The sequence below is a fragment of the Lysobacter spongiicola DSM 21749 genome (assembly GCF_900167055.1).
GTDB classification, from domain to species: Bacteria; Pseudomonadota; Gammaproteobacteria; order Xanthomonadales; family Xanthomonadaceae; genus Novilysobacter; species Novilysobacter spongiicola.
This window is the reverse complement of the sequence record NZ_FUXP01000012.1, coordinates 15,637-39,498: the sequence shown is the minus strand read 5'-3', so window position 1 is coordinate 39,498 and position 23,862 is coordinate 15,637. Positions and strand designations below refer to the sequence as shown.

Genomic DNA, 23,862 nt, shown 5'->3' with positions numbered 1-23,862 from the left:
GTCAGCCTCGGTCGTGGGTCGCGGGTGCGGCGGCGACCATGCGGTCAGTGCCGTTGTCGAGCGTGGAGAGCGCGCGCTGCAGCGTCGGCCCATTGGCGATCGCGGAAATCTTGGCGGCGTAGGCCGGATCGGTGGCGTAGCCGGCACGCTGCAGTGCGGATGCGAAGCGGGAGGGATCGGTTCCCGCGGCCAGTGCACCGGCATAGCGGTCCTTGCGCATCAGCCGGGCGTAGTCGGCGAAGCTGTCGCGCACCGAGCCGTAGGCGCGGAACTCGGCCCGCTGGTTCTCGCGCCGGCCGTTGACGAACTCGTGGGTGGCGGAGTCGACGCGATTGCCGCGCCAGCCGCCGGTGGCCTTGATGCCGAACAGGTTGTGCGAGCCATCGCCGCCGACCAGACGCCGGCCCCAGCCGGTCTCCAGCGCGGCCTGTGCGACCAGGGCCTTGGCCGACACGCCGAGCTCGCGCGCGGTTTCCTGCGCATGCGGCCAGATGGAACGCACGAAGGCTTCCGGGCTGCTGCTGTCGACCTTCGCGGCCGGGTCGGCCGGGCCACCGATGGCGGCGGCCTGAACCGGTTGCCTCGGCAGTGGTGGCGGCAGCGGGGCCATCGCGGGCAGCGAGGTGCCACTGCTGGTCGGGGCCAGGGAAATGCCCCGGCCCGCACCGCGGCCGCTCGACAGCGGCATCGCCAGCGGCAGTGACTGCGTCATGCCATTGCCCAGCAGCACCGGTGCCGTCTGGCCGGCCGGTGCCATGCCAGGTGGCTGCCCCGGCAGGCTGCGCGAGAGCTGGCGCTCGATCATCGGTGCCAGCCCGAGTCCGCGGCCCTTGGTCAGCTCGCGCGACAGCTGCTGGTCGTACATGTCGCGGTAGGTGCTGTCATCGCCCATCAGCGGATCGCCGAAGCTGGTGCTGCGCATCGACTTGATCATCATCTGCGCGAACTGCGATTCCAGCTCGCGCGCAGCCGTCTGCAGCCGGTCGCGAGAGGTCTCGGCCGGCTGCAGCGGGATGGTGGTGGCGGAAGGCAGGCGCATCGGCGTGGCTCAGATCACCTCGAGCTCGGCACGCAGGGCGCCGGCGCGCTTGAGCGCCTCGAGGATCGCGACGATGTCGCCAGGGGCCGCACCCACCGCGTTGACCGCGCGGACGATGGCCTCCAGCGAGCTGCCGCCTTCGAACAGGAACATGCGGTCGCCGCCTTCGCGGATCTCGATGGACGACTCCGGCACCACGGCGGTGACGCCGTCGCTGAAGGCACCGGGCTGGCTGACCTGTGCGGTTTCGACGATCGACACCGTCAGCGAGCCGTGCGAGACCGCCGCCGGCAGCACCGTGACCTGGCCGCCCATCACCACCGTGCCGCTGCGGGCATTGACGATGACCTTGGCGGCCGCGGCGCCTGGGTTGACCTCCAGCGACTCGAGCTGCGAGAGGAACGCGATGCGGTCGCCCTGCGGCGGGTCGATCTCGATGGTGACGCCGTCGAGCGCGCGGGCATGGCCGGGGCCGAAGGCGCGGTCCACCGCGGCCACCACGCGCGATGCGGTGGTGAAGTCGAATTCATGCAGGTTCAGCGTCACCACGCCGGTGGGGGCGGCGCCGGGCACGGCACGTTCAACCGTCGCACCGTTCGGGATGCTGCCGCCATTGGGCGCGTTGACCGAGATCCGCGAGCCGTCGCGGCCGGAGGCACCGAAGCCGGAGACGATCAGGTTGCCCTGGGCGATCGCGTAGACCTGTCCGTCGGCGCCCTTCAGCGGCGCCATCAACAGGGCGCCACCGCGCAGGGAGCCGGCATTGCCGATCGACGAAACGGTGACGTCGATGGTCTGGCCGGGTTTGGCATGCGGCGGCAGCTCGGCGTGCAGGGCCACCGCGGCGACGTTCTTGGTCTGCGGGTTCACGCCCGGCGGGATGCTGACGCCGAGCTGGTCGAGCATCGCCTTCAGGCTCTGCACGGTGAACGGCGTCTGGCTGGTGCGGTCGCCGCTGCCGTCCAGGCCGACCACCAGGCCATAGCCGACCAGGGCGTTGCCGCGCACGCCGGCCACCTGGGCCAGGTCCTTGATGCGCTCGGCGAAGGCCGGGCCGCTGACGAGCAGGGCCGCGAGGGCGAGTGCGATGGATGGGATGGAACGACGCATGGTCGTGGTCCTCAGTACGGGAAGGCAGCGGAGTTGAAGAACCGGCCGAGCCAGCCCATCGCGTTGGATCGCGCCAGCGTGCCCCGGCCGCCATAGGCGATCTGGGCATTGCCGACGCGGTCGGAAGTGATGCGGTTGTCGGGAGTGATATCGGCTACCCGCACGATTCCTTGAACCTGGACCAGCTCGTCGCCCTGGTTGAGGCGCATCTGCTTCTGGCCGCTGACCAGCAGGTTGCCGTTGCCCAGGTCGCGCACCACGGTGACGGTGATCTCGCCGTCGAGCCGGTTGCTCTGGGAGGAATCGCCGGCGCCGCTGAAGTCGCGGCCGGCCTCGACCTCGGCCTGCAGGATCGACTGTCCGTTGTAGGTCACCGGTACGCCGGCGATCACCGGCGCACCCATGCTGAAGCCCGAATCCTTGGTCACGGCGGTCTGCGCCTTGGTGCTGGACGAGGTGCGCTCCACCAGCACGATGGTCAGCAGGTCGCCGACGTTGCGCGCCTTGTTGTCCTCGAACAGCGCCAGCGGCCGTGCGCCACCGCCGGCGCGGCTGGCGTAGATCGAGCCGCCGGAATGGGGCGGTGCCGCGATGGCGGTCGGCACCTGCGCTGCGGCATGGGCGGTTTCGCCGGGCATGGCGCCGGCGTACATCGGAGCCACGGGTGCATAGGGTTCGAAGGCGCGGACATCGCCGACCAGGCTGGCACAGCCGCTGGTCAGCAGGATCGTGGCGACGGCGAGGGTGGCGACGGTCTTCATGGCGGTCACAGGTTCTGGTTCAGGAAGCCGAGCATCTGGTCGGTGGTGGAGATCGCCTTGGCGTTGGTCTCGTAGGCGCGCTGGGTCTCGATCATCGACACCAGCTCCTCGACCACGTTGACGTTGCTGCTTTCCAGCGCGCCCTGGGCAAGCAGGCCGGCCCCGTTCTCGCCGGGTGCGCCCAATTGGGCGGGGCCGCTGGCGCCGGTCTCGACGTAGAGGTTCTCGCCCTTGGCCTGCAGGCCGGCGGGATTGATGAAGTCGGCGATGGTCAGCGCGCCGATCTGCATGGCCTCGGGCTCGCCGGCCAGCTGCACGCTGACGGTACCGTCGCTGCCGATGGTCACGCTCTGCGTGCCTTCGGGGAACTGCAGGCCGGGCTGCACCGGGTAGCCGGCGTTGGTCACCAGCTCGCCCTGGGCGTTGATCTGGAAGCTGCCGTCGCGGGTATAGGCCGGGTTGCCGTCGGGCATCAGCACTTCGAAGAAGCCGCGGCCGTTGATCGCCACGTCCAGCGCGTTGCCGGTCTGGGCCAGGTTGCCCTGGGTGAACTGCTTGGCGGTGGCGGCGATGCGCACGCCGGTGCCGGTGGAGGTGCCGCTGGGCAGCTGGGTCTGCTCGGAGGATGCACCCCCGGGCTGGCGCACGGTCTGGTAAAGCAGGTCTTCGAAGCTGGCGCGGTCGCGCTTGAAGCCGGTGGTGTTGGTGTTGGCGAGGTTGTTGGAGATCACCGCCATGCGCGTCTGTTGCGCGTCGAGGCCGGTCTTGGCGATCCAAAGAGCCTGGGTCATGGCGGATTCCTCTGTTGTCCGGGTCGGTCAGTCAAAAAATCAGCGCGAGGAGAGCAGCGAATTGCTGGCCTGCGCGTTCTCGTCACCGCTCTGCAAGACCCGTACCTGCATCTCGAACTGGCGTGACAGCTGGATCATCGAGACCAGCGATGCGGTCGGATCGGCGTTGCTCTGCTCGAGTGCGCCGGCGGTCAGGACCTTGCCGGCGGCGGGCGGCAGCGGCTCGGCGCCGGGCGGCAACCGCATCAGGCCGTCGTCGCCGCGGACCAGCTCGTCGGTGCGGGCGGCCACCACCTGGAGGCGGCCGGCTTCGCCGATGTTGGCCTCCGGTTCGCCCAGCGGCACGATCGAGATGGTGCCGTCCCCGCCGATGTGCAGCGACTCGTGCGGCGGGATCGCGATCGGCGCGCCCTGCTGGTCCAGCACGGACAGCCCCGAGGCCGTGGTCAGCAGGCCATTGGGGCTGAGCTTGAGGTCGCCGGCGCGGGTATAGGCCGTCTCGCCGCCGGGCGTCTGCACGGCCAGCCAGCGCTCCTGGTCCAGGGCGACGTCGAGCGTGTTGCCGGTGGCGTTGATCGCCCCCGGCGCCGCGCTGACGCCGAGGGTGCGATGCGAGACCGCGACCCGGGAGCCGTGGCCCTCGCCAGCCACCGGGGCGGCGACGGTGCCGGCCAGGGTGGCCTGGAAGCCGACGGTGTTGGCATTGGCGAGGTTGTGCGACACCGAGGCCTGCGCCTTCATGGTCGCGCTGGCCCCGGTCATCGCCACGTACATGGCCTTGTCGATCATCTCGCGTGCCTCCGGCTACCCGCCTCAGCGGATGTTGATGACGGTCTGGGTGACCTGGTCCTGGGTCGAGATCATCTGGGCGTTGGCCTGGAAGTTCCGCTGCGCGGTGATCATGTTCACCAGCTGCTCGGTCAGGTCGACGTTGGACGCTTCCAGCGCACCGCCCTGGACTGCACCGAACTCCGAGGAGCCGGCCGCGCCCAGGCGGGCGTCACCGGATTCGGCGGTTTCCGCCCAGGCGTTGTCGCCCAGCGACTGCAGGCCCTGCGGGTTGGCGAAGTTGGTCAGTGCGACCTGGCCCAGCGGGGTCGACACGCCATTGGTGTAGCGCGCGTTGACCACGCCTTCGGCCGAGACCTCGATCCCGGTCAGGCGTCCGGTGGTGTGGCCGTCCTGCACCAGCGCGGAGACACCGAAGGCGTTGCCGTACTGGGTGGAGTTGGTCAGCCCGAGCTCGATCGCCATCGGCGCGGCGCCGTTGCCCGGATCGTGGGCGGGCAGGGCGATGGTGCCGGGGTCAGGGCTGAGCAGCTCGCCCATGTCGGAGTACTGCAGCGTGGTCGGCCCGCCCACGGCGGTGCCATCGATGGAGGTGTGCACCTGCCATTCGTTCGGGTTCGCGGTCTTGACGAAGTGCATCGTCTGGGTGTGCGCGGCGCCGAGCGAGTCGTAGACCTTCAGCGACGTGGTGTGGTTGTAGGTGGTGGGGTCGTTGCCGTCGAACGGGGCGATCGCCGGTACCTCGGCGTTTGCCGGCAGGTTGGTGCCGACGTCGACCTCGGCGGTGGCGCGCGGCGGTGCGTCGCCGATCGCCAGCTGCAGGTCGGTCATGCGGCCGGTGTCGAAACCGGTGCCGCTGGCGCTGGGGGGGAACACCTGCAGCCGGTGGCCGCTGGGGTTGACCACGTAGCCGGAGTCGTCGGCACCGAAGTTGCCGGCACGCGAGTACACGGTGGCGCCGCGGTCGGACATGGTGAAGAAGCCCTGGCCGCTGATGGCCAGGTCCAGCGCCTTGCCGCTGAACTCGACGTTGCCCTGGTCGAACTGCTGCGCGACCTGGGCCAGCTTGACGCCGGCGCCGATGGCGTTGCGGGAGAGGCCGTAGGCGGACACCGGGAACACGTCGGCGAACTCGGCGCGCGATTGCTTGAAGCCGGTGGTGTTGGCATTGGCGATGTTGTTCGACGTGACGTTGAGGTCGGACGTGGCCGCGTTCATGCCGCTGAGCGAGATGCGGAAACTCATGGTTCGTGCTCCTGGTCTGGATGCTGGGTCGCGGGGTGCGGCGGCGGTCAGCCGACGCGGCGGATGGACGACAGCGCGTGGCTGCCCAGTCCGTCGAGGTTGAGAACGAGCCCGGTCGGCTCGATGGAAACGCTGTCGATGCGGGCGGAGACGCCGACGCCGAGGCGCTCGGTGTCCTTGCCGGTGCCGCCGGTGGCGCGGATGCCGTAGGTGCCGGCTTCGATCGGCTTGCCGGCGTCGTCCAGGCCGTCCCACTGCCAGGCCACGCTGCCGGCACCGGAGGCTTCGACGGTGGTGCGGCGCACCGTGGCGCCGCTGCTGTCGACGATCTCGATCTGGATGGTGCCCGGGCGGGTCGCGGCGATCTCGCCGCCGATGCCGCCGCCGGCCTGAAGCTCGACCACGTCGGCCTCCACCAGCGCCTCGCGGCCCACCAGGCTGGCGGCGCGCAGGGTCTGGTCGGACTCCATCACGCTGGCCATGGACGTCATCGCGCCCTGCATGTCCTCGATACCCTGCACCGTGGAGAACTGGGCCAGCTGGCCGAGGAACTGGTTGTTGTCCAGCGGCTTGAGCGGATCCTGGTTCTTGAGCTGCTCGGTCATCAGGCGCAGGAAGTCGGCCTGGCCGAGGGTGGTGTCGCGGCTGTCGGCCTTCTTCTCCAGGCCCAGGCCGCTCCAGGGGTTGTCGTTGTTGGTGGCGCCGATGGCGGTCATCGCGTGGTCTCGTCAGTCTCGGGCTACTTGCCCATGTTCAGGGTCGCGTTGGCCAGTTCCTTGGCGGTGTTGAACACCTCCACGTTGGCCTGGTAGCTGCGCGAGGCGGAGATCATGTCGACCATCTGGGCGACTGGATCGATGTCGGGGGCGTAGACGTAGCCTTCGCCGTCGGCGAGGGGGTGGCCGGGCTCGTAGCGCCGCAGGGGCGCCGCTTCGGACTGGGTCACTTCGGTGACGCGAACGCCCGCCAGTTCCGGCTTGCCGGCCACGCCCTCGGCCGAGAACACCGGGTGCAGGGCGCGGTAGACGGCTTCGGGGTCGCCCGAGACGGTGTCGGCGTTGGCCAGGTTGCTGGCGACGGTGCTCAGGCGCACCGACTGGGCGTTCATCGCCGAGCCGGCGACGTCGAAGATCGGAAGGTTGCTCATCGTGCGTGCTCCCCGTCAGCCATCACTGGCCGGTGATCGCGGTCAGCATTCCGCGGACCTTCGATTCAACGAAGGACAGCGAAGCCCGGTATTCCAGCGAGGCCTGGGCGAAGGAGGCCTTGGCCCGCTCTCCGTCCACGGTGTTGCCGTCGAGGCTGGGCTGGGAGGACGGCGTGGCATAGCGCGCCGACTGCGCCGCGAGGGCGATCGGGTCTTCGATGCCGCCGCCGGCGCCGGCGCCGGGCTGCAGGGCGGCCTGCAGGGCGCTGTTGAAGTCCATGTCCTGGGCCTGGAAGCCCGGGGTGTCGGCGTTGGCGATGTTGGCGGCCAACAGCTGCAGGCGCTGCTCTCGCAGGGCCAGCGCGGTGCCGTGGATACCTAGGAAATCTGACATTGCGCCCTCCGGGGTGCGGGTTCCCCGGGGGTCAAGGCAATTGGCGTGCCAGAAGTGGGCGGTGCAGCGGTGTCGCTGGGCCTCAGGCGGCCTGGGCGAGGGTGTCCATCCGGGCAGCGATGCGCCGCGCTAGCTCGTTCTCCGAGTACTTGGGCACGAAGTCGTCGGCGCCCACGCGCTCGACCATCGCGTGGTTGAACACGCCCGACAGCGACGTGTGCAGCAGCACGTAGAGCCCCCTCAGAGAGGGGTGGCGACGGATTTCCGTCGTCAGGGTGTAGCCGTCCATCGCCGGCATCTCGATATCGGAGATCACCATGGCGTAGCGCTGCTGGGGCGGCAGGCCGCTGTCGGCCAGCTGTTGCAGGTGCTCCAGCGCCTGGCGGCCATCGGACAGTAGGGTTGCGGTGAGGCCGAGCTGCTCGAGCACCATGCGGATCTGGTTGCGGGCGACGCGGGAGTCATCCACCACCAGCACCTCGCGCGGCACGTTGGCCGCGGTGTGCAGGGGCACCAGGCCGATGGCATCGCTGACCCGGGGGGCCGACTCGGCCAGCACGCTCTCCACGTCGATCAGCTGGATCAGCTCGCCGTGGTGGCGGGTGACGCCGGTGAGGTAGTTGCCTTCCCCGCCCAGGTCCGGTGGCGGCTGGATGTCCTCCACCGCGATGTTGACGATGCGGTCCACGCCGGCGACCAGGAAGCCCTGCACGCTGCGGTTGAACTCGGTCACCACCAGGTAGGCGGGCGGCGGCGCATCGCCGGTGTCGTAGCCGATCGCCCGGGCGAGGTCGAGCACCGGTACGGTGCGGCCACGCACGTCCGCCGCCCCGCTGAATGCATTGGGCAGTTGCGGCAGGGTGAACAGCGGCGGGCGCGGGATCACTTCCTGCACCTTGAAGACATTGACGCCAAAAAGCTGACGCTGCCCCAGGCGGAACAGCAGCAGGGCGAGCCGGTTATGGCCGGCCAGGCGGGTGCGTTGGTCGATTCGGTCGAGCAGTTGTTGGCTCATGCAGGGGTTGTCGGCGCCGCCTCGCGGTTCTTGAGGGCCGGATCGACCCGGGATCGTGGGTGGGTCGCGGTGGGATCGCGTCGGGGAGGCACCGGTCCACGGCACGGCTCTTGCTGGGGTCATTCCGCCAGTCCTTCACGTCCATCGACGGAGTGCCTCTTGTCCATCACGCGTTCCACCGTCCTGTTGCTGTTGTTGTCGGCACTGCTGCTTCCAGGGGGAACAGCGCGGGCCGACGGCGGCACGCCGGTGGACCGCGTCCGGGCGATTGCACTGGAGGCGTTGGGGCTGGCGGGGACGGCCTCGGAAGCGGTGGTCGATCCGGCCCTGCGGCTTGCGGCGTGCCCGACGCCGCTGCAGGCGGTGCCGACCAGTGCCCGCACCGTGGAAGTGCGCTGCGACGCTTCGCCCGGCTGGCGTATCTATGTGCCGGTGCGGGTGCGTCGCGAAGCCGACGTGGTGGTGCTGACCAAAGCCGTGCCGGTGGGGGAACCGATCACGGCCGGGCACGTGGCCGTCCGCAGGCGCGACATGGCGGGTGCGGGCGGCGAGGGGTTCGCCAGCCCGGAAGCCGTCATCGGCATGAACGCGGTGCAGGAGCTGGTGCCTGGGGAGGCACTGACCCGCGAGCACGTGTCGGAGGGTGCCCCGGTCAAACGCGGCGACCCGGTGGTGCTGGTCTCGAGGATGGGAGGGATCGAGGTCCGCATGGCCGGGCGCGCGCTGGGGCGGGCGGCGCCGGGGGGCACGGTGGCGGTGGAGAACGTCGCCTCCCGGCGTATTATCCGGGGACGCCTGCTCGGGGACGGACTCGTGGAGGTGGTGAATTGAGTTGCCCGGCCCGGGCTAAAGTTCCCGAATGGACGGTCGTTACCGGGTGTGACCGAGCAATCAGGAGCGTGTGATGACCCACAAGATAGACGGCGGCGGCGCGTCCCAGGCGCTTCGCGCAGCCGAATTGTCCTCCACCAGTACGGCGCGTACGCATGCCGGCGGCGATCGTTCGCAGCCCGTGGCCGCGGCCACGCCTGCCGACAGCATGCGCCTCACCGGCGAAGCCACCGGCCTGCAGGCGCTTGAGCGCTCGCTCGGCGGCGGTGGTGCGGGGCTGGACGTGGCCAAGGTCAACGAAGTGCGTGCCGCCCTCGCCGACGGCAGCTACCAGATCGACGCCAAGCAGATCGCCTCGCGCATGCTGGCCCTCGAGTCCGAGCTCCTGAAATGAACGCCATGGCCGCGCAGGTCAGCTCCACCACCACGCCGGACGCACTGGACGCACTGGACCGGGCGCTGCAGGCCGAGCGCCGGGCGCTGCTGGAGCACGACGTCAATGCGCTGCTTGATTCCACCCGCGAAAAACTGTCGGCGCTGCGCCTGGTCGAATCCCAGCCGCTGCGCGACGATGCTTCCGAACGCGTCCTCGCCCTGAGCGAGATGAACCGTGCCAACAACGTGTTGCTGGCCCGCCGCCGCCGCGAGGTGAGTTGGGCCCTGCGCCACCTGGGCAGGACCGAAGCCTCCGGCGTGTACGATGCCGGCGGGCATTCCAGCGCACGACCCCAAGCGCGGTGCCTCGGAGTGGGATGAACGCAATCGCCGGCCGCGACGGAGCGCAGGAGTGGAGCGAGGACCTGTTGATGGTCCTGGCCATGACCGATGTCGCCGTCGTGCTGTTCGGTCCCGACGGCAGGCCATCGCACACCAACGCCACCGTCGATGCACTGGGTGCGCGGCTTGATCCTTCCGCTGCGTCCGGTGCCGACCCGCTGGTCCGGCTCATCCCGGAGCAGGCGTGGGATGCCGCCGCGCGAGATGGGCGCTGGTGCGCCGAGGTCGACGCCGGCAACGACGTGACCCTGGAGATCAAGCTGCTCGTCGCGCCGGGCGACCGCCAGCGCCGGCTGGCCGTCTTCACCGATGTGTCCCAGCGCTCCGCCCGGGAGGCGGAGATGCAGCGCCGCCACGACGAACTGCAGCTGACCTACGAGCGCCTCGCCGGCGCGCAGGAACAGCTGCTGCAGTCCGAGAAGATGGCGTCGATCGGCCAGCTCGCCGCAGGCGTCGCCCACGAGATCAACAACCCGATCGGCTACGTGCATTCCAACCTGGGGACGTTGCAGGAATACGTCGGCTCGCTGTTCTCGCTGATCGAGGCCTATGCCGCTGCCCTGCAGGAGCATGGCACGCCCGAACAGCTGGAAACGCTGCAGGCCCTGCGCGAGCGGCTCGACATCGACTTCATCAACGGCGACCTGCCGCAGCTGCTCGCCGAATCGCGCGAAGGCATCGAGCGTGTCACCAAGATCGTCCAGGACCTCAAGGACTTCTCCAGGGTCGGCCGCGACGAACCGATGCGCCCCTCGGACCTCGAGAAGGGCCTGGAGTCGACGCTCAACATCGTCTGGAACGATCTCAAGTACAAGGTGCGGCTGGAGAAGTACTACAGCCCGCTGCCACCGGTGGAGTGCCACCCGTCGGAGATCAACCAGGTCCTGATGAACCTGCTGATCAACGCCGGCCAGGCCATCGAGGGCCGCGGCACCCTGGTGCTGGCCACCGGTTCGGAAGACGGCGAGGCCTGGATCAGCATCAGCGACAGCGGCTGCGGCATCCCCGACGAGGCCCTGCAGCGCATCTTCGATCCGTTCTACACCACCAAGGCGATCGGGCGCGGCACCGGCCTGGGGCTGGCCATCTGCTACAGCATCATCGCCAAGCACCATGGCCGCATCGAAGTCTCCAGCCGGGTCGGGGTGGGCAGTACCTTCCGTGTGGTGCTGCCGCTGGAGCAGCCCAGGGCCGAACCCGCCGCCGAGCACGTCGCTTCCGATCAGCAGGCCTGACCCGCAGGCCTGATCAGAACGCCTGGTCGCCCGCCGCCTGCCGTTCGTAGGCGCGGAATGCATCCTGGATGTGCTCGCGCAGCTCGTCGTCGTTCCAGGGCTTGGTCAGGAACCGGTAGATCGCGCCGTGGTTGATCGCCTCGGTGATCGTGGCCAGGTCGGTGTAGCCGGAAAGCACCATGCGCATGGTGTCCGGATACATGTCGCGCACCTGTGCCAGGAACTCGGTGCCGCTGGTGTCGGGCATGCGCTGGTCGGACACGATCACCTGCACCGGGTTGCTGGCCAGCAGGTCGAAGGCCTCGCGCACGCTGTTGGCGGTGAGGATCTGGTAGCCGTCGCGCCGGAACAGGCGCACCAGTGAACGCAGCACGTTCTCCTCGTCGTCCAGCAACAGCAGGGTGCGCTCGGGGCGGGTTGCGGCGAAGGCGCCAGGCAGCAGGAAGCGGCGCCGGATCAGCTCGTCCAGTTGTTCGACCGGCAGTGGCGCGCTGAACAGGTAGCCCTGGAAGAAATCGCAGTGGTTGCGGCGCAGGAAGCCGAGCTCCGCCTCGCTCTCCACGCCCTTGGCGGTCACCTTCATGCCCAGCCGGTGGCCCATGGCGATGATCGCTCGCACGATGGCGGTGCTGCGGGTGTCGGTGGCGACGTTCCGCACGAAGTTGCGGTCGATCTTGAGGCGGTCCATCGGATACTGCGCCAGCGCCGCGAGGCTCAGGCCGCCGAGGCCGAAGTCGCCGACGGTCAGGGTGCAGCCCAGCGCGCGCAGGCCGGCCAGTGTTTCCGACACCTGGCTGGTATCCAGCGCGAGCGTGCTTTCGCCGAGCTCGAACTCCATCGACTCCGCGGGCAGGCCGTGGCTGTGCAGCAGGGCGCCGATGCGCTCGACGCAGTCGGCCTGGTTCAACAGCGGCTCGGGCATATGCACCGACATCGACAGGTAGTCCAGCCCCTCGCTCCGCCACTGGGCCAGCTGGCGCATCGCGGTATCGATCACCCACCAGCCCAGCCGGGCCGACAGTCCGACGCGGTCGACGATCTCCATGAAGCGGTTGGGCAGCATCAGCCCGTGGCGCTCGCTCTGCCAGCGTAGCAGCGCACTGAAACCGCACAGGCCGCCGTCGTGGCCGTTGATCAGGGGCTGGTAGAACAGCCGGAACTCGCTGTTGTCGAAGGCGTCGGCGAAGCGCTCGGCAAAGCCGTCGCTGGAGGCCGCGCGGCCGGGCTCGGAGGTGTAAAGCCCGACATTGTCCATGCCCTGCTCCTTGACCCGCAGTAGGGCCTGCTCGGCCTTGGCCAGCAGGGCCGCGGCGTTGCCGGCATGGTCGGGAAACACCGCCACGCCTATGGAGAGGGTCAGGGGGAGGGAGTAGGGCGGAATCGACAGCGGCGTCTCGAACGCCTGGCGGAGCAGGTCCGCCAGTCCTTCGCCATCGAGTTCGCCATCGCGGTAGCCGATGGCGGCGATGAACTCGTCGCTCGCCAGCCGCCACAGCCAGCCTTCGCGCGGGATGGCCTTGCGCAGCCGCTGGGCGGCGGCGGCCAGCGCCTGGTCGCCAACGTCCTCGCCCATGTTGACGTTGATCGAGCGGAACATGTCGATGTCGACATGCAGCAGCGCGACCCGCCGCTTGGTGGCGCTGGCGGCGGCCAGCGCGGTGGTCAGGCTGGGGCCGTTGGCCCCGAGCCGGTAAACGCCCGCGACGGGATCCAGCGAGATGTAGCCGAACTCGTCATAGCGTTGGGACATGCAGCCAGTCTATTCCTGCGGCTTCGGCGTGCTGCCGAAATCGCCCTCGGCCGAAGCGGCCAGGTAGGCGAAGACCGAATAGGCGGCGACGTTCTGGGCGACGGCTTCCGGATCCACCTTGTCGAGCGTGTCGTCGGGGGTGTGGTGCAGGTCGAAATAATCGGTGCCGTCCTGTGCCAGCCGCGCCCATGCCAGGCCGCGTGCCGCGAACGGGCTGATGTCGGGGCCGGGACCACCGGCATCGCCGGCGTACTCGATGCCCAGCGGGGCCATCACTTCGGCCATCTGCCGGACCGCCCCTTGGGCATACTCCGGTGCGCCGGTGCTGATCGCGTAGATGCGGCCGGCACCGAAGTCGCTCTCGGCGGCGATCTGGTGCGCACGGACCTGGTCGGCATACTTCTCCGCGTAGGCCTTGCCGCCGTACAGTCCCTGCTCCTCGTTGGCGAAGGCCACCACGCGGATGCTGCGTGCCGGCGCCTGCGGCAGGTCGCCGATCAGCTTGCCGGCGGCCATGGTGATGCCGACGCCCGCGGCATCGTCCACCGCCCCGGTGCCGAGGTCCCACGAATCCAGGTGTCCACCGATGAGTACCACTTCACCGGGCTTGCTGCTGCCGGTGATTTCGCCGATCACGTTGTGGGAAGTCGCTTCTCCGTCCCAGCCGCAATCCAGCACCATGCTCACCCGCACCGGCTTGCCCATGGCGAGCAGGCGGCCGAGCTGGTCGGCATCGGGTACCGACAGTGCCGCCGAGGGAACCGGATCAAGGCCCTCGTCGAAGCGGGTGATGCCGGTATGCGGGTTGCGATGCGAATCGGTGCCTGCCGAGCGCATCAGGAAACCGGCCGCGCCGGCGCGGATCGCGGCGGAAGGGCCGCGGCTGCGTACGCGCGAGCCGGGACCGTAGCCACTGCCATCGCGGGCACGCTCCATCCGGTAGTCGACGAAGGCGATCTTGCCGTCCAGCGAACCCGCCGGCGCGGCTTCAAGCGCGTCCAGGTCGGCAAAGCGCACCACCTCCGCCTCGACGTGGCCGCCGGGACTTCCGCCCAGTGCGGTCAGCGACAGGGGCTGCGCGTTGGGGCCGACGACGCGGGCGTTCTCGCTCCGGCGCACCCACTTCGGGAACGTCACCGGCTCGGTCCAGACCCGGTCGTAGCCGAGCTCCTCGAACTTCGCCACCGCCCACTGCACCGCGCGGGCGTCGGCCTCGCTGCCAGCCAGTCGTGGGCCGATCTCGGTGGTCAGCGATTCGGTGATGCGATAGCCCAGGTCGCCCTCCAGCGCGGTTTCCCGGAGCTGCTCCGCCGTCTTCATCGCCTGGTCGGGGATGCGGGTGTCGGCCGCATGGGCCGGAATGGCGGCGCCGAGGATGAGGGAGGTGGCCAGGGCCAGCGAAACTGCACGCATCGGATCTCCTGCAGGGCGAACGGCCCGGGGACATGAAAGGTCGAGGTTATCAACTGGAGCCGCGCGACAGGCGTGTCCGAAGTCACGCCGTGGCTCGAATGCCGGGCTCAGGCGTTCCCGGCGCCGCTGTCGCGCCTGGCGAGGGAGTCGCGGATCTCGCGCAGCAACAGCACCTCCTCCGAGGGAGCGGCGGGGGCGGCTTCTTCCGGCTTGTTCATGCGGTTGTAGGCGCGCACGACCAGGAAGATGACGAAAGCCACCAGCAGGAAGTCGACCACGCTCTGGATGAAGGCGCCATAGGCCAGCACGGGGGCGGACGCCTCCTGCGCGGCGGCCAGGCTTTCGTAGTCCTGCCCGTCCAGCGCGACGTAGAGGTGGGACAGGTCGACGCCGCCGGTGAATACACCCGTCAACGGCATGATGAGGCCATCGACCATCGCGGTGACGATCCGCCCGAAGGCCGCGCCGATGACCACCGCCACGGCCAGGTCCAGTACGTTGCCTCGCGCGATGAACGCCTTGAATTCCTTGACTACCGCCATGCCGATGCTCCTTGGTTAGGGGGTGCCACCTGTGGTGGCGGGAAGCTCGATACGGCCCTGGAGTTCCACCACGTCGCCGAGCCGCGCGAGATATTCGTCTCCCGGCTGGAGCGGGCCCACGCCGGCGGGGGTGCCCATGAAGACCACATCGCCGGCGCGCAGTTCGAACAGCCTGGACAGCTCGATCAGGATGTCCGGCACGTCCCAGATCAGGTCGGTGAACCGGCCTTGCTGGCGGACCTCGCCGTTGACCCGCAGCTCAAGCCCCAGCCCGTCCAGCTTCGGCACGTCGGCTGCCACTACGAGCTCGCTGACCGGGGCCGAGCGATCGAAGGCCTTGGCCACGTCCCACGGCAGGCCCTTGGCCTTGGCAGCCGCCTGCAGGTCGCGCCGGGTGAGGTCGAGGCCGATGCCGTAGCCGAACACCAGGGCCTCGGCGCGCAGGCGGTCAAGCTCGCCGGGCGGGGCGTCCGCACCCAGTGCGACAACCAGTTCCACCTCGTGGTGCAACTCGGAGGTGCCCGGCGGATAGGGCACGACACCGCCGGGCACGATGGCGTCGGCGGGCTTGCAGAAGAACACGGGAGTGCCGCGATCAGCGCGCGACGAGGGCGCCGTGGCACCCATCTCGCGGGCATGGTCGGCGAAATTGCGACCGACGCAGTAAACGCGTCGCACCGGGAAGGCGGTGGAGTCGGTGGCGCGGACCGGGATGCGGGTTGGGGGGGCGACCTGGACGACGTCGGACATCGGTCAGCGACGCAGCAGCGGCTTGCGCAGTACGCGGTACTCGCCTTCAACCACGCGCGGATCCGCGTGGGCCGTCTTGCGGGCGCCACGGCCCGCGAGCAGCTTCCACGCGACACCCGCCACCAGCATCGCCGCACCCAACGCGACACTGAACATCACCAGCACCACCAGCAGTGCCAGCCCGAGCAGGCCGACGGCAAAACGCACCAACGGGTGGCGCGGCTTGCGCGGCTCGAACGCGGCGCGCATGCGTGACTGGAAATGGTGGGAATCGAAGCGGAAGGTCTGACTGGTCATGCGTGGCATCGTGACACAATGCGGCCCGTGGGCCCGGTGCCCAAAGTATCGACCCGGGCCGCCCCGGGGATGTGAGAAGTTCGTTAATCCACTTTCATTCCGGAGCCAGGATGATGTCTGCGGGAAGCACTGGAGCGGAGGCCCTTTTGAGCCTGGAGCGCCTGCCGGACGGGGCCCTGGTGGAAACAGAGGCCGTGCTAGACGGCGATGCTGAATCGCTGGTGATCTATCGGCAGGGCGACGCAGTCCGCGCCTGGGTGAACGTGTGCCCGCACGCGGGGCGGCGGCTGGACTGGGCGCCCGGCCAGTTCCTGCTCAGCAAGGACCGGTTGCTGGTCTGCGCGGCCCACGGCGCGAGCTTCGAGCTGGAGCAGGGCGAGTGCGTCGGGGGGCCGTGCCGCGGGGATTCCCTGCGCAAGGTCGAGGTGGTGGTCCGTGACGGCGCCGTCTGGCTGGCCTGAGATCGCAGCGCCGGTCAGAACAGCAGGTTGACCATGGCCACCGCGATCAGCGTGTAGATCAGCGACAGCGGTCCGCCGACCTTCCAGAGTTCCTTGGCGGTGTAGTTGGCCGGGCCGGTGATCATCGAGATAACCGGGTTCGATGCGGTCATGAAATTGTTGGAGGCCGACAGCGCCACCACCAGTGCGAAAGCGGTCGGGTTGCCGCCCGCCGCCAGCGCCAGGTTGATCGCCAGTGGCACCATGACGATCGCCGCGCCGACATGGCTGATCACCAGAGAGAAGGCGGTGGTCAACAATCCCAGCGCGAGCTGCAGCACCCATCGGGGCGTGGCCTGTGGCAACTGCTCGATGCTGTGCCCCGCCACCCATGCCGCCGCGCCGCTGGAATCCATCGCCCATCCCAGCGGGATCAGGCAGGCCATCAGGAATACCGTCTTCCAGTTGATGGCCGAATAGGCTTCGTCGATGTGGATGACGCCGGCGATCAGCATGCCCGCCACCCCCGTCATCAGTGCGACCGATACCGGCAGGCGCGAGGACAGCGCCAGCAGCAGCGAGACCGCGAAGATCGCCAGCGCGATCTTCAGCTTGTGCGGCCGCTGCTCCCCCTTCGGGTAATCCGTGACCACCACCAGGTCCTTGCCCTTGGCGGCCTCGGCCAGGTCGGTCCAGATGCTGTGCAGCACCAGCATGTCGCCGGCGCGCAGCGGCACCTCGCGCACGTCGTCGCGCATTACCTTCTTATCGCGGTTGATCGCCAGCAGGCTCAGCCCGAGTTGCTTGCGCAACTGCAGGTCGCTGCCGGTCTTGCCGATGAACTTGGAGGTGGCCGGCAGCACGGCTTCGGAGATGCCCGCACGGCTCGGGTTGAAAAGGTCACCGAATACGCGCAGGCGGGAGCTCAGGCGCAGCATCTGGTTCTGCGCGAAGTCGCCGACCTGCTGGCGGGTGCCCATCGCGCCGATCACGCTGCCCACCCAGATGCGCGCATCGGCCGGGGGCGAGAGCCGGGCGTCGTCCTTGGTCTTGAGCGCCAGGATCAGCGGCGCGCCGTGCAGCGCCTCGGCTTCGCCCAGGGACATGCCCACCAGCGGGCTGTCGGCGGTGACGGTGAGTTCGAACACTTCGCCGTCGATTCCGTAGGCGTTGGCGAAGTAGCTCTGGGTGCGGGCAGGGGTGGCGCCCTTGCCGACCTCGTCGTGCAGGCGCTTGTTGCCGAAGAACCGGAAATAGAGGAGCGATGCCGTCAGCAGCGCGATGCCGATCGGCAGCGGGGCGAACATCTTCAGCGGCTCCAGCGTGGCCGCGCCGGAGGGCAGGTTGCTGTTGGCCGCCAGCAGCAGGTCGTTGAGCATGATCAGCGGCGAGTTGCCGACCATGGTCAGCGAGCCGCCCATGACGATCGCGGCGGCCAGCGGCAGCAACAGGCGCGGCAGGCCGAGGCCAGTGCGCGAGGAGAGCCGCGACGCCACCGGGAGGTACAGCGCCATCACCGCGGGGTTCTGGATCACCGAGGAGTTGATGCCCGCAACCGCGCCGGTCAACAGCAGCAGTCGCTCCTCGACGCCATGGGCACGTCGCAGCAGCCACGCCGCCAGCCGGTTGAGCGCACCGGTGCGGTCGAGGCCGGCGCCCAGGATCATGGTCGCGATGATGCTCATCACCGCGTTGGACGAGAAGCCGCCGAAGATCGCTTCCGGGGCCACCAGTCCCGACAGGCCCAGCAGGACCAGCACGACCAGGGCGATGACGTCGGCGCGGATGCGCTCGAACAGGAACATCACCATCGTGAAGCCCACCAGCCCGAGGACGAGCTTCATGTCGGTGGTGAGCGTCAGCGCGGTGTCCATGCCCTGTGGTTTCAGCTCGCGGTGGCTATCGGGCGCAGGCCGTCAGCAACGGTCATAGAGGAGGTCCCAGACGCCGTGGCCCAACTTCTGGCCGCGGGTCTCGAAGTGCGTCTGCGGGCGCCAGTCCGGCCGAGGTACCGAGCCGCGCTTGCCGGCGCGGTTGGCGATGCCTGCGGTCGCGTCGAGCACGTCCCACATCTGCTCGGCATAGTCGTGCCAATCAGTGGCGAGGTGCAAGCGGCCGGAAGGTGCGAGCTTGCGCACGAGCAGTTCGGCGAGCGCTGGCTGGACCAGTCGCCGTTTGTGGTGGCGCTTCTTGTGCCACGGGTCGGGAAAGTAGATGCGCACCTCGTCGAGGCTGCCATCGGCGATCTCGTGGGTGAGCACCTCGACCGCATCGTGGTGGTAGACCCGGACGTTGGTGGCGCCGTCTTCGGCCAATGCATTGAGCAGCCGCCCGACCCCAGGCGCGTGGACCTCGATGCCGATCAGGTCGCGATCCTTGTCGTGGGCGGCGGCATGGCGGAGGGCCTCGCCGTTGCCGAAGCCGATCTCGACCACGCGCGGGGCACTGCGGCCGAAGATGGCATCGAAGTCGCGCTCATGGCCCTGGTAGTCGATGCCGAACCGCGACCACTGCTGGTCGAACGCGCGCTGCTGGGCCGGGGTGAACCTGCCCTGGCGCAATACGAAGCTGCGGATCTGGCGATGGCCTTCGGTGACCGTGAACGGCTTCGGCGGTGCCCGCCGGCCGCTGGCGTCTTCCTCGCTTGCCATCAGCCGATGAGCCCGTCCACCGGCGAGGAGGCACTCGCGAAGCGCTTGCGCGGGATGCGACCGGCGCGGAAAGCGGCGCGCCCGGCCTGGATCGCCAGCTTCATCGCATGCGCCATCAGCACCGGCTCGCGGGCGCCCGCGATCGCGGTGTTCATCAGCACGCCGTCACAGCCCAGTTCCATCGCAATCGCCGCATCCGAGGCGGTGCCCACGCCGGCATCGACGATGATCGGCACCTTGGCGTTCTCGATGATTTCCACCAGGTTCCACTTGTTCTGGATGCCCAGGCCCGACCCGATCGGTGCGGCCAGCGGCATGACCGCCACGCAGCCGATCTCTTCCAGCCGGCGAGCGAGCAGCGGGTCGTCGGAGGTGTAGACCATGACGTCGAAACCGTCGCGCACCAGTGTCTCGGCCGCGAGCAGCGTCTGCACCACGTCCGGGAACAGCGTGCGCTGGTCGCCCAGGACCTCGAGCTTGACCAGTTTGTGGCCGTCGAGCAGCTCGCGCGCGAGCCGGCAGGTGCGTACGGCCTCGTCGGCGGTGTAGCAGCCGGCGGTGTTGGGCAGGATGGTGAAGCGGTCGGGCGGCAGGACGTCCAGCAGGTTGGGCTGGTCCGGGTCCTGGCCGATGTTGGTGCGGCGGATCGCGACGGTGACGATCTCGGCGCCGGCGGCTTCGGTGGCGCGGCGGGTCTCGTCGAGGTCGGCGAACTTGCCGGTGCCGGTCAACAGGCGCGAGGCGTACTGCTTGCCGGCGATGGTGAGGAGGTCGGAGTCTGCGGAGGGCGTGGGAGCTGTCATGGAGGGATTATCGCATCGCTCGCCGCGCGGGATGCCTCAACCGCCCCCCAGGGCATGGACGATCTCCACCTTGTCGCCCTCGCACAGCGCATGTTCGGAGTGGCGGCTGCGCGGGATGATCGCCCCGTTGACCTCCACCGCCACCCTGCGCTCGGCCAGGCCTTCGGCCTGCAACAGGCCGGCGACGGTGGCGGGGGAGGGCAGGACGCGGGTTTCGCCGTTGAGCATGATGTCCATGCGCCCATTGTCCCGCGACCGGGCGTGGAGGGCCAGCGTCGCGGTGCTTGTCTGGCGCGGGGCGGCGTGGTTCGATGCGGCGATGCGCCGGCGCACGTGCCGTCGGTTTTCGATCTTCCGCCTGTTGCAGGAGCCTTGATTGATGAAACCCGTCCGCACCCTCCTGGCCGTCGCGCTCGCCCTCGCGACCGCGCCCGCCATGGCGGAGTCCGCCAACGAACACCCGTATTCCCAGACCATCTTCTTTGGCGACAGCCTCACCGACTCGGGCCACTTCCGGCCGGTACTGGTCGAAGCGGTCGGGCCGCAGGCCGCCATCCTCGGCAAGTTCACCACCAACCCGTGGCTGGTCTGGTCCGAGTACCTGGCCGAGTTCTACGGCACCGCGGCGGCACCGGCCAACCAGGGCGGCAGCAACTATGCCGTCGGTGGCGCGCGCGTGGCTGAGGACAGCATCGGCGCGCTGGGACCGACGCCGTCGATGGCGACCCAGGTCGGCAACTACCTCGCCTCGACCGGCGGCGTCGCCGATCCGGATGCGCTCTACACCGTCTGGGGCGGCAACAACGATCTGTTCGCAGTCGCCGCGGGTGCGCCGCCCGAAACCACCATCGGCGCGGCCGTCGGGGCGCAGGTCGGCATCGTTGGCAGCCTGCAGGCAGCCGGTGCACAGTACGTGCTGGTGCCGTCGATCCCCGATCTGGGCCTGACCCCCGCCGCCCGCGCCCAGGGGCCGGCCGCCCAGGCGCAGCTGACCCAGCTGGCGTCGGTCTACAACGATGCCTTGTTCGGCGGGTTCGAACAGGCGGGGCTGCGGGTGATCCCGCTGGACATGTTCCACCTGTTCCAGGAGGTGGTCGCCGATCCGGGCGCGTTCGGCTTCGCCAACGTCACCGGCACCGCCTGCCAGCCGCAGATCACCGCCCAGTCGGTGACCTGCAACCCGACCAGCTACGTCACGCCGGACGCGGCCACCTCCTATGCCTTCGCCGATGGTGTGCACCCCAGTGGCGCGGCACACGAAGTGGTGGCCGACTATGCCGCTGCGGTGCTTGAAGGCCCGCGGCAGATCGCGGTACTGCCTAACTCGGCTGCGATGACCGGCCGCGCCCGCGCCGATCGCGTATCCGCCCAACTGGTGGTGCCGGACAGCACCGACGGCATGCGCTGGTGGGGCGATGTCCGCGGCGACTTCCAGCGCTATGGCCACGGCGACCTGCACGATGGCGCCGGTCCGGCGCTGACGGTCGGTGTGGATCGTCGCAGTGGCGGGCTGGTGTTCGGCGGGTTTGGCGGTTTCGGCCGGCAGGCCCAGGACTGGGGCCGCCGTGGCGGCAGTTTCGACCAGTCGGAAGCCACCATCGGCGCCTACCTCGGCTGGAATGCCGGCGCGGCCTGGATCAACGCGCAGGCCAGCTACACCAGCCTCGGATTCGACATCGAGCGCAACGTGGTGCTGGGACAGGCCACCCGGGTGCACCGCGCCGACATCGACGGCAGCAATGTCAGCTTCGGGCTCAATGGTGGCTGGGAGTTCGGCGATGGCCAGCTGCGCCACGGGCCGGTGGTCGGCGTCCTGGCGCAGAAGATCGAGATCGACGGGTTCGGCGAGAGCGATCCCGACCTGTCCACGTCGCTGGCCTACCCGGAGCAGTCGTACGACTCGCTGGTCGGCAGCGTCGGCTGGCAGGTGCGCTTCGATGGCGGTGCGCTGCAGCCCTACGCCCGCCTGACCGCCGACCGCGAGTTCGAGGACGAGCCGGAGCAGGCCTTCGGTCGGCTGCAGTCGATGCCCGGTACATCGACGTATGCGGTCCCCGGAGTCTCTTTCGATGACAGCTACGGGACCCTGGTGCTGGGTACCCGCAGCCGGATGTTCGGGATGGACGCCAACGTCGGCGCCAGCCTGGCGGTGGGTCAGGAGGACGGCGGCGACGCCACGGTGTTCGCCACCATCGGCAACCGTTTCTGAACCCGGCGGGGGGGCGGCCGGCCGATGTCGCCCGCCCCTGTTTCCAGTTGCCGGCCAAAGGCATAAACTGGCCGGCATGCGGGTGTAGTTCAATGGTAGAACTTCAGCTTCCCAAGCTGATAGCGTGGGTTCGATTCCCATCACCCGCTCCATCTTCCAACCCTGCTGATGTAAGCCTCTGATCGGCAACGGGTTTTCCGAAAGGCACGATTCCTGAAACGACCTCCCCGAGGTATCGTTTTGGGTATCGTTGCGTGCCGAAACCACTGTTCCTGACGCGGCCTTCCGGCCTCTATGTGCGCTTTCTTGTCCCGGCTGATCTACGTCTGGCCGTGGGTGCGCGCTTTCTCGTGCGGTCTCTGGGTGCCAGGCGTGGTGACGAGGCTCGACTACTTGCCGCGGCCTATGGTGTGGCACTCTCCAGAGCATTCGAAGGGATGCGCCGGGGGGACGCCATGGTCGACGTCAAGAAGTTGCTGGACAGCGCAAGGCAAGCGGCCGGTGCCGGCCAGACCCGTGAGTGGACCGCCTCGGGTGTCCAGGTAGGGCGCGTGAACCTGGGCAGCGTCAGCGTCAACGGGCGACAGGACACCGAGGACTTCGTGCGAGCAATTCAGGCGCTGTTGGAGGCGCCGGACAACGCGGGCCAGCCGGCTCCTGCCGTAGTCCCTGCTGCGCCTCAAGAGGCTTCGCCGTCGCTGTCGGAAGCAATCGCTGACCACTTGGGCGACTTGGAGCGCAGGCGCCTCGCGCCGGATACCATCACCGAAAGCAAGCACACCCTTCGCATCTTCTTGGCAACGACGGGGGATATTCCTGTCGCCAACATCAAGGCCAACCACGCCCGCACGTTCCTCGATGCGATCCGCTGGTGGCCGGAGCGGGCTACGGTTCGGCCAAAGTATCGCGATCTATCGGTGCTGGAGATCATTGAGGCCGGCAAGCGCGACCAAGTGCCTATCCCGTCAGCGCATACGCTGAACAAGCATCACCAGCGTTTGGGAGCCTTCCTCAATGCGCTCGTGAACTCTGACTTGCTGGGCAGAAACCCACTGAAAGGGCTCAAGGCGGATCTGGATACATCGACGGACCTGGATACAGGCAGGCCCTTCACGCCTGAGGAGCTCGCCGCCATCTTTGAGCCCCAGCGCTTCAAAGCTTGGGCGTCCAAGGCGCCGCACCGGTGGTGGGGGACAATGCTTGGGCTGTATACCGGCGCCCGGGTCAATGAGATCGCGCAGATCTACCTGGACGACGTGCGTGAGGTGTCGGGCGTCTGGGGCATCTTCTTGTGGAAGAGCGGCCGCGGCCAGAAGATCAAGAACAAGTCCTCCATCCGCTTCGTGCCTCTGGCCCAGCCACTGCTGGATGCAGGCTTCCTGCAGTTCGTCGAAGACATGAAGGCCTGCGGCCATCCCAGGATGTTCCCGCACCTGCCTGCCGGCACCCGAAAGGACGGCACGCCCAACGGTAAGGGCTACGGACGCCAGCTTTCGCGTCAGTTCGGGGCCTACGTGAAGGGACTGGGGATCGAGAAGGGCACCGGCTTCCACGCCTTTCGCCATACCCTATCGACCATGCTGGCTGAGGTTGGGGTGCCGTCAGCGGATATCGCGATGATCACCGGGCACGCGGTGAGAAGTGATGCGCCTGTGTTGGAGAAGCACTACATCCACATTGCTAAGCCAACGACGTTGCTTAAGCGGGTGGAGACGTTAGCGAAATTTACCCCACCGGTAAGGCTGGAGAGGTATCAAGAGCGGCAATTTGCACAGGCTCTGCGATCGAACAAGCTGCACCCTTAGTCAGACGAAAGCTCCAGCCGGCGCTCTCTAGCCGGAACCCGGGTGCGATTTAACTGAAGAAGGTATCG

The 23,862-nt window shown here is 68.7% G+C and carries 26 protein-coding genes and 1 tRNA gene; 8 read left to right on the top strand and 19 right to left on the bottom strand.

From position 1 onward, the window contains the following. Position 1: 1 nt before the first annotated feature. The 10 genes from flgJ to B5D37_RS12195 all read right to left on the bottom strand — a co-directional run bounded on the left by flgJ (position 2) and on the right by B5D37_RS12195 (position 8,291). A complete protein-coding gene (flgJ, locus tag B5D37_RS12240; RefSeq protein WP_078759021.1) occupies positions 2–1,039 on the bottom strand; it encodes a flagellar assembly peptidoglycan hydrolase FlgJ in 1,038 nt (345 codons plus the stop codon). A 9-nt stretch (positions 1,040–1,048) separates the two neighbouring features. Continuing rightward, positions 1,049–2,149 (bottom strand): flagellar basal body P-ring protein FlgI, encoded by a 1,101-nt coding sequence (locus tag B5D37_RS12235; RefSeq protein ID WP_078759020.1) that lies wholly within the window; start codon positions 2,147–2,149, stop codon positions 1,049–1,051. A gap of 11 nt (positions 2,150–2,160) precedes the next feature. Beyond that, a complete protein-coding gene (locus B5D37_RS12230) occupies positions 2,161–2,910 on the bottom strand; it encodes a flagellar basal body L-ring protein FlgH (protein ID WP_078759019.1) in 750 nt (249 codons plus the stop codon). 5 nt (positions 2,911–2,915) lie between these two features. Then, entirely contained in the window at positions 2,916–3,701 is a 786-nt protein-coding gene (gene flgG / locus B5D37_RS12225) for a flagellar basal-body rod protein FlgG (protein WP_078759018.1), read from the bottom strand. Between the two features lie 39 nt (positions 3,702–3,740). Continuing rightward, on the bottom strand, positions 3,741–4,487 hold the full coding sequence (locus B5D37_RS12220; protein WP_078759064.1) for a flagellar basal body rod protein FlgF: 747 nt from the start codon (positions 4,485–4,487) through the stop codon (positions 3,741–3,743). A gap of 27 nt (positions 4,488–4,514) precedes the next feature. After that, positions 4,515–5,735 carry a flagellar hook protein FlgE gene (flgE, locus tag B5D37_RS12215; RefSeq protein WP_078759017.1) on the bottom strand — a complete coding sequence of 407 codons (1,221 nt, stop codon included), beginning with the start codon at positions 5,733–5,735 and terminating at the stop codon, positions 4,515–4,517. A 47-nt stretch (positions 5,736–5,782) separates the two neighbouring features. Beyond that, a complete protein-coding gene (locus B5D37_RS12210) occupies positions 5,783–6,451 on the bottom strand; it encodes a flagellar hook assembly protein FlgD (RefSeq protein WP_078759016.1) in 669 nt (222 codons plus the stop codon). Positions 6,452–6,474: 23 nt separating this feature from the next. After that, positions 6,475–6,882 carry a flagellar basal body rod protein FlgC gene (gene flgC, locus B5D37_RS12205; RefSeq protein WP_078759015.1) on the bottom strand — a complete coding sequence of 136 codons (408 nt, stop codon included), beginning with the start codon at positions 6,880–6,882 and terminating at the stop codon, positions 6,475–6,477. A 22-nt stretch (positions 6,883–6,904) separates the two neighbouring features. Beyond that, a complete protein-coding gene (flgB, locus tag B5D37_RS12200; protein ID WP_078759014.1) occupies positions 6,905–7,276 on the bottom strand; it encodes a flagellar basal body rod protein FlgB in 372 nt (123 codons plus the stop codon). Positions 7,277–7,358: 82 nt separating this feature from the next. Continuing rightward, entirely contained in the window at positions 7,359–8,291 is a 933-nt protein-coding gene (locus B5D37_RS12195; RefSeq protein ID WP_078759013.1) for a chemotaxis protein, read from the bottom strand. Between the two features lie 159 nt (positions 8,292–8,450). On the opposite strand from B5D37_RS12195, the gene flgA reads away from it, so the two are divergent. The 4 genes from flgA (at position 8,451) to B5D37_RS12175 (ending at position 11,134) form a co-directional block, all read left to right on the top strand. Beyond that, entirely contained in the window at positions 8,451–9,122 is a 672-nt protein-coding gene (gene flgA / locus B5D37_RS12190; protein WP_159447397.1) for a flagellar basal body P-ring formation chaperone FlgA, read from the top strand. Between the two features lie 73 nt (positions 9,123–9,195). Beyond that, the gene (flgM, locus tag B5D37_RS12185) at positions 9,196–9,516 is read left to right on the top strand and encodes a flagellar biosynthesis anti-sigma factor FlgM (protein ID WP_078759012.1); all 321 of its coding nucleotides are present in this window, start codon (positions 9,196–9,198) and stop codon (positions 9,514–9,516) included. Between the two features lie 5 nt (positions 9,517–9,521). Beyond that, a complete protein-coding gene (locus B5D37_RS12180) occupies positions 9,522–9,878 on the top strand; it encodes a hypothetical protein (RefSeq protein WP_078759062.1) in 357 nt (118 codons plus the stop codon). Continuing rightward, a complete protein-coding gene (locus B5D37_RS12175) occupies positions 9,875–11,134 on the top strand; it encodes an ATP-binding protein (protein ID WP_078759011.1) in 1,260 nt (419 codons plus the stop codon). Before B5D37_RS12180 ends, B5D37_RS12175 begins: the two co-directional genes overlap by 4 nt. 13 nt (positions 11,135–11,147) lie before the next feature. On the opposite strand, the gene B5D37_RS12170 is transcribed toward B5D37_RS12175, so the two are convergent. The 5 genes from B5D37_RS12170 to B5D37_RS12150 form a co-directional block, all read right to left on the bottom strand. Next, positions 11,148–12,884, bottom strand: a complete 1,737-nt coding sequence (locus B5D37_RS12170) for an EAL domain-containing protein (protein ID WP_078759010.1) — start codon at positions 12,882–12,884, stop codon at positions 11,148–11,150. Positions 12,885–12,893: 9 nt separating this feature from the next. Then, positions 12,894–14,297, bottom strand: a complete 1,404-nt coding sequence (locus tag B5D37_RS12165) for a M28 family peptidase (RefSeq protein ID WP_078759009.1) — start codon at positions 14,295–14,297, stop codon at positions 12,894–12,896. Between the two features lie 107 nt (positions 14,298–14,404). Further along, a complete protein-coding gene (gene mscL, locus B5D37_RS12160; RefSeq protein ID WP_078759008.1) occupies positions 14,405–14,839 on the bottom strand; it encodes a large conductance mechanosensitive channel protein MscL in 435 nt (144 codons plus the stop codon). A 15-nt stretch (positions 14,840–14,854) separates the two neighbouring features. Then, the gene (locus B5D37_RS12155; protein WP_078759007.1) at positions 14,855–15,589 is read right to left on the bottom strand and encodes a fumarylacetoacetate hydrolase family protein; all 735 of its coding nucleotides are present in this window, start codon (positions 15,587–15,589) and stop codon (positions 14,855–14,857) included. 3 nt (positions 15,590–15,592) lie between these two features. Then, positions 15,593–15,886, bottom strand: a complete 294-nt coding sequence (locus tag B5D37_RS12150) for a hypothetical protein (RefSeq protein ID WP_078759006.1) — start codon at positions 15,884–15,886, stop codon at positions 15,593–15,595. A 113-nt stretch (positions 15,887–15,999) separates the two neighbouring features. On the opposite strand from B5D37_RS12150, the gene B5D37_RS12145 reads away from it, so the two are divergent. Next, positions 16,000–16,347: a Rieske (2Fe-2S) protein gene (locus B5D37_RS12145; RefSeq protein WP_425478064.1), complete on the top strand. Its 348-nt coding sequence runs from the start codon at positions 16,000–16,002 to the stop codon at positions 16,345–16,347. A gap of 14 nt (positions 16,348–16,361) precedes the next feature. Here B5D37_RS12145 and B5D37_RS12140 read toward each other — a convergent pair whose 3' ends face one another. Genes B5D37_RS12140 through thiS form a run of 4 tightly spaced genes read right to left on the bottom strand, consistent with a single transcriptional unit; the run spans position 16,362 to position 20,017 of the window. Further along, positions 16,362–18,200: an SLC13 family permease gene (locus B5D37_RS12140; RefSeq protein WP_078759004.1), complete on the bottom strand. Its 1,839-nt coding sequence runs from the start codon at positions 18,198–18,200 to the stop codon at positions 16,362–16,364. Positions 18,201–18,242: 42 nt separating this feature from the next. Continuing rightward, a complete protein-coding gene (trmB, locus tag B5D37_RS12135) occupies positions 18,243–18,977 on the bottom strand; it encodes a tRNA (guanosine(46)-N7)-methyltransferase TrmB (RefSeq protein ID WP_078759003.1) in 735 nt (244 codons plus the stop codon). Beyond that, positions 18,977–19,780 (bottom strand): thiazole synthase, encoded by an 804-nt coding sequence (locus B5D37_RS12130; RefSeq protein WP_078759002.1) that lies wholly within the window; start codon positions 19,778–19,780, stop codon positions 18,977–18,979. Before B5D37_RS12130 ends, trmB begins: the two co-directional genes overlap by 1 nt. Positions 19,781–19,816: 36 nt before the next feature. Next, positions 19,817–20,017 carry a sulfur carrier protein ThiS gene (gene thiS, locus B5D37_RS12125; protein WP_078759061.1) on the bottom strand — a complete coding sequence of 67 codons (201 nt, stop codon included), beginning with the start codon at positions 20,015–20,017 and terminating at the stop codon, positions 19,817–19,819. A gap of 142 nt (positions 20,018–20,159) precedes the next feature. On the opposite strand from thiS, the gene B5D37_RS12120 reads away from it, so the two are divergent. The 3 genes from B5D37_RS12120 to B5D37_RS12110 all read left to right on the top strand — a co-directional run bounded on the left by B5D37_RS12120 (position 20,160) and on the right by B5D37_RS12110 (position 23,794). Then, positions 20,160–21,989, top strand: coding sequence for an autotransporter domain-containing protein (locus B5D37_RS12120; protein ID WP_078759001.1), 1,830 nt, complete (start codon positions 20,160–20,162; stop codon positions 21,987–21,989). 78 nt (positions 21,990–22,067) lie between these two features. Then, positions 22,068–22,141, top strand: a tRNA-Gly gene (locus tag B5D37_RS12115). A 102-nt stretch (positions 22,142–22,243) separates the two neighbouring features. Then, positions 22,244–23,794 carry a site-specific integrase gene (locus B5D37_RS12110; RefSeq protein ID WP_078759000.1) on the top strand — a complete coding sequence of 517 codons (1,551 nt, stop codon included), beginning with the start codon at positions 22,244–22,246 and terminating at the stop codon, positions 23,792–23,794. The last annotated feature ends 68 nt before the right edge of the window (positions 23,795–23,862 follow it).

Coding starts and splice junctions, on each gene's coding strand:
- flgJ (WP_078759021.1), bottom strand. CDS start 1,039: ATGCGCCTGCCTTCCGCCACCACCATCCCGCTGCAGCCGGCCGAGACC.
- B5D37_RS12235 (WP_078759020.1), bottom strand. CDS start 2,149: ATGCGTCGTTCCATCCCATCCATCGCACTCGCCCTCGCGGCCCTGCTC.
- B5D37_RS12230 (WP_078759019.1), bottom strand. CDS start 2,910: ATGAAGACCGTCGCCACCCTCGCCGTCGCCACGATCCTGCTGACCAGC.
- flgG (WP_078759018.1), bottom strand. CDS start 3,701: ATGACCCAGGCTCTTTGGATCGCCAAGACCGGCCTCGACGCGCAACAG.
- flgE (WP_078759017.1), bottom strand. CDS start 5,735: ATGAGTTTCCGCATCTCGCTCAGCGGCATGAACGCGGCCACGTCCGAC.
- B5D37_RS12210 (WP_078759016.1), bottom strand. CDS start 6,451: ATGACCGCCATCGGCGCCACCAACAACGACAACCCCTGGAGCGGCCTG.
- flgC (WP_078759015.1), bottom strand. CDS start 6,882: ATGAGCAACCTTCCGATCTTCGACGTCGCCGGCTCGGCGATGAACGCC.
- flgB (WP_078759014.1), bottom strand. CDS start 7,276: ATGTCAGATTTCCTAGGTATCCACGGCACCGCGCTGGCCCTGCGAGAG.
- B5D37_RS12195 (WP_078759013.1), bottom strand. CDS start 8,291: ATGAGCCAACAACTGCTCGACCGAATCGACCAACGCACCCGCCTGGCC.
- flgM (WP_078759012.1), top strand. CDS start 9,196: ATGACCCACAAGATAGACGGCGGCGGCGCGTCCCAGGCGCTTCGCGCA.
- B5D37_RS12180 (WP_078759062.1), top strand. CDS start 9,522: ATGGCCGCGCAGGTCAGCTCCACCACCACGCCGGACGCACTGGACGCA.
- B5D37_RS12175 (WP_078759011.1), top strand. CDS start 9,875: ATGAACGCAATCGCCGGCCGCGACGGAGCGCAGGAGTGGAGCGAGGAC.
- B5D37_RS12170 (WP_078759010.1), bottom strand. CDS start 12,884: ATGTCCCAACGCTATGACGAGTTCGGCTACATCTCGCTGGATCCCGTC.
- B5D37_RS12165 (WP_078759009.1), bottom strand. CDS start 14,297: ATGCGTGCAGTTTCGCTGGCCCTGGCCACCTCCCTCATCCTCGGCGCC.
- mscL (WP_078759008.1), bottom strand. CDS start 14,839: ATGGCGGTAGTCAAGGAATTCAAGGCGTTCATCGCGCGAGGCAACGTA.
- B5D37_RS12155 (WP_078759007.1), bottom strand. CDS start 15,589: ATGTCCGACGTCGTCCAGGTCGCCCCCCCAACCCGCATCCCGGTCCGC.
- B5D37_RS12150 (WP_078759006.1), bottom strand. CDS start 15,886: ATGACCAGTCAGACCTTCCGCTTCGATTCCCACCATTTCCAGTCACGC.
- B5D37_RS12145 (WP_425478064.1), top strand. CDS start 16,000: ATGTCTGCGGGAAGCACTGGAGCGGAGGCCCTTTTGAGCCTGGAGCGC.
- B5D37_RS12140 (WP_078759004.1), bottom strand. CDS start 18,200: ATGGACACCGCGCTGACGCTCACCACCGACATGAAGCTCGTCCTCGGG.
- trmB (WP_078759003.1), bottom strand. CDS start 18,977: ATGGCAAGCGAGGAAGACGCCAGCGGCCGGCGGGCACCGCCGAAGCCG.
- B5D37_RS12130 (WP_078759002.1), bottom strand. CDS start 19,780: ATGACAGCTCCCACGCCCTCCGCAGACTCCGACCTCCTCACCATCGCC.
- thiS (WP_078759061.1), bottom strand. CDS start 20,017: ATGGACATCATGCTCAACGGCGAAACCCGCGTCCTGCCCTCCCCCGCC.
- B5D37_RS12120 (WP_078759001.1), top strand. CDS start 20,160: ATGAAACCCGTCCGCACCCTCCTGGCCGTCGCGCTCGCCCTCGCGACC.